Below are 2,174 nucleotides of genomic sequence, written 5' to 3'. Positions count from 1 at the left end.
CCGACTGAGGCTGTTCACGTCGAGGACGGTAAAGCGGAGCCAGCCACTCCCGATGAAATCGAGGAATCCCTTTACACTGCAGTAGTCAACAACAACCGCGTGGCCACAAATCGCGAAGTTGTTGACGCAATTCGCCCAGAGGTCGAAAAAGCACTGGCAGCGGCCGAGAAAAACCCGCGCGCTGCTGAAATTGAAGCAGCGGCGAAGAAGGCTAAGAGCCTTCAACATAAGTTGAAAAAAGTATCAACACTCATTGGCGCTATTAATAACCATAACCCTAACAACAAAGAGCTTGAACAGCACAAGCAAGAAAAACAGCAACTACAGGAACAACTCGACGATCTGGAAAAGAACGCCCTGAATGATTACGTTACGTTCGACATAAAAGGCGATGGTAAATTCAAGGTGCTGAACACCCCTGACCATATCAACAAATGGTTCAGTGAAATGCAGCGCGTGGCGAACGGTGGCTCATTCAAAACCGATCAAACGAAATCGACCGGCCAGTTTAAGAACAACTCACCGAAAACGGTTTTGAAAAACTTCCTGAAAGACCGCGAGATCGAAAACGCCATTCAGTACGCTAAGGATAATGGGTTGACTGACCAGCTGCCTGCTGGCTGGGAGGCGTCTGATCCTGACAACCGTGAAACAGATGTTCCACAACCAGAAGCTCAGAAGGATGCCGCGCCTGATGCTGTTGATCGTGGAACAAGTGTTCCACAGTCAAATGTTGTAAAGGCTGGCTCTAAGCTGACGCTCCCAACCGGCGAATATGAGATCACCGGCGTTGAGTTGGGTGAGCACGTTGCCGCTACTGATGTAGGCGTTTTAGTCGGTGCGCATATCCGCAACCCAGAGACAGGGAAGATCGCATTTCTGACTGACAGCGAACTGGAAGCGCTGGGGTATGAGTTGGAAGGTGCGGCAGATCTCGACCGTGAGGATATGGCCGATGAACTGTTTATGAATGATGGCTGGATGGCGCGAAATGCTTTGATTGGACCAGCTGTGCTTGGTAGCAAGGATCACCGCCTATCCAATGAGTTGCAAGGCGTCCCTGTTCTGACAAAATCAGAAGCTGATGCCCGCTTGGCTGAGTGGAAGCGCATAGCAGCGGAAACCGGCAAGCGTAACCGTGCTGAGAACAGCAAAAAGACAATTCTGTCTCTGTTCGATTCAACCGGCGAATGGGTGAAGCCATACAAAGACGCAGGTTATAACGTTGTCCAGTTCGACTTAAACCTAGTCAACGGTGATGGCTGGGAAATGGATATCAACAATCTCGACCGGCAAGAGATGTCTGATATGGGGATTGATGAAGTTCACGGCATCCTGGCCGCGTGTCCTTGTACTGACTTCACAGCGACCGGCGCACGATGGTGGAAAGGCAAAGACGTTAACGGTGAGACCGAAGCATCTGTTGCGTTGGTCAATCAAACACTGGCCATTGTGGAGTTTTTTAAGCCTCAGTTTTGGGCTGTAGAAAACCCTGTTGGCCGTATCGACAAACTGACGGATGTTGGTAAACCGGTGCTTAACTTCCAACCGTATCAGTTGGGTTCAGACTATTCGAAAGAGACAAATCTTCACGGACGCTTTAACAATGATTTCCCGACAGCACTAACCGCGCCTGAGCGCGGCAGCGCGATGCAGAACGAAATGCGCGGCGACAATGCGCAAGATAAATATGACCGGTCAACCACGCCCGAAGGTATGGCGTATGGTTTTTTCCTGGCCAACGGCGCTGACCGCTCCATTGAGTCGGATGCGTGGGGCAAGCCAGACGTTACGCCAAGCGTGGAACGACTGTTCCACAAATCGGATAAGTTCTATAAGTGGAACCCAGAAGCCGACCGTTGGATGGAAAAATCAGGCGATTTCAAACTCAACAAATGGCAACGCGTACCACTGGAAAAAACCGCAGAGCTGAATAAGGCTTTCGGCGTTGAATTCCGCGACGAGAAGACGATCAAACAGCAATCGGCCCTGGCCAAACCTACCGCGTACAAAAAAGCGAAGTCGATTAAAGATGTGCTGGTTGATAACGGGAGCATCCTCGATGTCGTGGATTACCTGGCTAACAAATCTGAGAATGAATCTTACCGCCGTATCGCTAAACAGGTTCGTGAGTACATCAACCCGAATCTTGATCTGATTGTTGTCAGTGACGG

The 2,174-nt window shown here is 50.3% G+C and carries 1 protein-coding gene; it reads left to right on the top strand.

Annotated elements, in window-relative coordinates; genetic code table 11:
• A partial coding sequence (locus tag H511_RS24805; protein ID WP_162144607.1) for a DNA cytosine methyltransferase occupies positions 1–2,174 on the top strand: 2,174 nt, incomplete at both ends.

The organism is Photobacterium halotolerans DSM 18316, from assembly GCF_000425165.1.
In the GTDB taxonomy this organism is placed as follows: Bacteria; Pseudomonadota; Gammaproteobacteria; order Enterobacterales; family Vibrionaceae; genus Photobacterium; species Photobacterium halotolerans.
The sequence above is the reverse complement of the archived record's forward strand: the minus strand, read 5'-3'. Positions and strand labels throughout refer to the sequence as shown.